This is a genomic window from Desulfobotulus sp. (genome assembly GCF_034006065.1).
Taxonomy (GTDB): domain Bacteria; phylum Desulfobacterota; class Desulfobacteria; order Desulfobacterales; family ASO4-4; genus Desulfobotulus.
Window position 1 is genome coordinate 1 of the sequence record NZ_JAVETM010000107.1, and the last position, 3,235, is coordinate 3,235.

4 protein-coding genes are annotated in these 3,235 nt (G+C 54.3%); all 4 read right to left on the reverse strand.

Features of this window, described 5'->3' with window-relative positions:
• A partial coding sequence (locus tag RBR60_RS16530; protein ID WP_320358852.1) for a hypothetical protein occupies window positions 1-753 on the reverse strand: 753 nt, incomplete at its 3' end.
• Window positions 754-808: 55 nt separating this feature from the next.
• Window positions 809-1,768, reverse strand: coding sequence for a tetratricopeptide repeat protein (locus RBR60_RS16535; RefSeq protein WP_320358854.1), 960 nt, complete (start codon window positions 1,766-1,768; stop codon window positions 809-811).
• A 100-nt stretch (window positions 1,769-1,868) separates the two neighbouring features.
• Window positions 1,869-2,849: a type II secretion system F family protein gene (locus RBR60_RS16540; RefSeq protein WP_320358856.1), complete on the reverse strand. Its 981-nt coding sequence runs from the start codon at window positions 2,847-2,849 to the stop codon at window positions 1,869-1,871.
• 11 nt (window positions 2,850-2,860) lie between these two features.
• On the reverse strand, window positions 2,861-3,235 hold a 375-nt coding region (locus tag RBR60_RS16545), incomplete at its 5' end, for a type II secretion system F family protein (RefSeq protein ID WP_320358858.1).

Below are 3,235 nucleotides of genomic sequence, written 5' to 3' on the forward strand. Positions count from 1 at the left end.
AAAATTCGGTGGCAGCCATTCCACAATGCCCCGGGCAAAAACATCGCTGGCTACATGAAAAGGAAACAGATAGAGGCTGAAACCGAAAGGATTGATCCCGGCTGCCAGGACGGACAGAAGCATAAATGTGGCTGGCCGGCGGATCGTCTTAAAGGTTGTTTTGAAGCTGAAAGGTTGTTCCGTAAAAAAGTCGTCCAGCAGTTTCCCGCCGAGAAACAGTCCCTGCAGGGCCAGCCCCAGAATGAAACCTCCGTGCAGGTTGGCCCACAGGGCTGTAAGCGGCGGCAGGATCCAAAGCCAGCGGCCCTGTCTCTGCAGGGCGTAAAGAGCGATGACGCCGAACAGCCAGGAGAAAACATGCGGCCGGGCGAGCATGTGCGTCATGGAGAAAGTCAGGGCGACAGATACTGCGATGATGGCGATCCAGTCGTTGGTATTTGCGGATACGATCCGAAAAAGCAGCCAGAAGCTCAGGGCGGCTATCAGAAAAAAGAAGAGTGCCGTCCCGATGAGGCCGCCATGCTGATGAACCCAGGCCATGATGATTTCCGAAAGCCACTCATGGGCGGTCCATGGCTTTCCGAACGCCGTGTGGGAAAAAATATCCTGCGTAAGGATAGCTCTGGCTTTGAGCATGTGCTGACCGGCAGCGATGTGCCACAACGTATCACCATCACCAAGAGCCTTGCCGTTGTCGAAAAGGATCAGCAGGGCAAAGGTTATAAAACCGTAAAGCCCCGCAATGTCCGGCAATATGGCGATTCGCCCGGAGATATTTTTTTTTCGGCCATTGAAGATTGCACCTGATTTATTGTGCCGATTGGGAGCGCAGGCTGTTGAGTCTGTCCAGGTTCTGCTGGGCGCGCGGATAAAACACCGGATTCAGTTCGAGGGCTTTCTTGAATGCCTTTTCAGCTTTGTCCCAGTTCCCCTGGGTCATGTAGAGATAGCCTATATTGTTATAGGCAGCAGGTTTGCCGAGGGTGTCTTCGAAGAGCTGCAAAGCGCGAACTTCCTGGTTGTTGAGCAGAAAAGCCGTCGCCAGATTGTTTTTGCTGCGCATGTTGGCGGGTTCGAGGGCCAAGGCCCTGGAAAACAGGGGTATCGCATCCGTGTAGCGGCCCTGCAGCAGGTAATTGAACCCCAGATTGTTGTAACCAGACGGATTGTCCGGCCGCAGGGAGATGAATTTCTGGTGCAATAATTCCGCAAAGCCCAATTTGTCCTGCCCGATACTGTCATAGGTGATGGCCAGTTCGCTGATAACAACAGGGGTTTCGGGGTAGTTCGCCTGGAGTTTTTCCAGAAGGTTTTGTGCGGTGGGGTAATCTCCCTGGCTGCGTGCTATACGGGCAAGCCCCAGCTGCGCGGCCATGTTCTGTGGATCTTTTTCCAGAACCGTGGTGAAGATTTCCCGGGCCTGCGGTGTGCTGCCCCGGGCAAGGAATACTTGTCCCAAACCGGCGAGCGCTGCAGTGGCATCAGGCTTTTTTTGAAGGGCCGCGGAAAAATGCAGCCGGGCAAGTTCGAGACTGCCCTGGTTCAGATAGGCCAGTCCTTTCTCGGTCAGTTCCTCTGGAGGCAGGTTTGCGATTTTGTCGCGGGTGTAGGCATCCTCGCCTTTTTCCTGCACGTTCAATTTGGCGATTCTCTGATGGTAGGGATCGACCGTGGATGTGCATGCTGCCGTCCCAACAAGCAGGAAAGCTGCAAGGCCGATTCCTTTGAAAAATAAAGTGGAGTGAAACGGAAAATTCGCTGTTTTCACGGAAGTCTCTCCTTGCATTGAATGGCATGGAATAAATGCTGTCTTCAACTCGGTGACATGACATGTCGTGACCGAAGGTGGAGATGGCAGCTGGCGGGCATCAGCCGCCCATGGCCGGAAAAAGAACCCGTATGATTCTTATCACACCCGGACCCACCAGGACAACAAAGATTGCCGGAAAGATGAAGAACACCAGAGGGAAGATAAGCTTGACGGTCGATTTGGCGGCTTTTTCTTCGGCCACCTGGCGGCGTTTGATGCGCATGCCATCGGAATGTATTCGCAGGGCTTTGGCCAGGCTGGTGCCGAAACGACTGGTCTGGATCAGGATGGTCATCAGGTTGCCAACTTCGGATACGCCGGTGCGCAGTGACATGTTTTTAAAACATTCGTTGCGCGGCTTGCCGGCGCGGATCTCCAGGTTGGTCAGGTAGAATTCCTCGCTGAGGTCCCGGCACAGCGGCTTGATCTCTTCGCCAACCCGGCGAAAGGTCATATCTAGACCAAGACCGGCTTCGACGCAGACCACCATCAGGTCGAGGGCATCGGGTAGCGCTCGAAGAATACGATTTTGCCGCGCCCTGATTGCGAATCCCAGGATGGTGTCGGGCAGGCCAAAGCCGATGACCGCCAGCAGCAGGCACAGCAGGATGACCTGCAGGGAGAAGGTAAAGAAGAACCGGGAAATCAGATATCCCAGAGGTAGAACCAGTCCGAGCACAAGTTTGGCGGTGATGTAGTTGTAATAGGCGGCATTGGAGCGCCAGCCGGCCTGGATCAGGCGCAGGCGTATGGATTTATTCAAAGCTCCGGGCTGGCTGGAGACGATGTCGTCAATCGGTTTGGCAAAGCGGGTGATAAAACCGCCTTGCTCTGCATCCAGCAGCCTCGGCTTGTGTTTGACGGGTGTTTTGGAGGATGGCACCAACTTTTCAAGGCGCTTTTCCTCGCGGGACTTGCGGGTCAGGAAAAAATAGATGCTCAAAATGAAAAGGGCGGTCGCAAGGAAGGTCAGAACGAGCACAGCCCAGTAACCGGCATTGTCCATCAATCGATAATAGAGATTCAATACAGTGTTCATGCAGCGCCTCCTTACATTTCAATGTTGACAATTTTTTTGATGATGAAGGCACCCACTATCTGCAGCACAATGGCCCCGGCCAGCATGTAGTGTCCAATGACGTCCTGCCAGAGCAGCGACAGGTATCCATGATTGGTGAAAAAGATATAGGCAAACAGGGCAATGGGCAGGCCGATAAGGACCATGGCTGAGAGTCGCCCCTCCGCTGTGAGGGCTTTGACCTGACGTCTGAACTGCATGCGTTCGCGGATCAGGCGGCTGATGTTGTCGAGGATTTCGGCCACGTTGCCGCCGGTTTCCCGCTGGATGATGACGGAGATGGCAAAGAAGCGCAGATCGGTGCTGGGCACGCGTTCGCAGAGGTTTTCAAAGGCCTCCTGAAAGGT

Excerpts from the sequence above, each read along its gene's own strand:
- RBR60_RS16540 (WP_320358856.1), bottom strand. The coding sequence starts at position 2,849 with ATGAACACTGTATTGAATCTCTATTATCGATTGATGGACAATGCCGGT.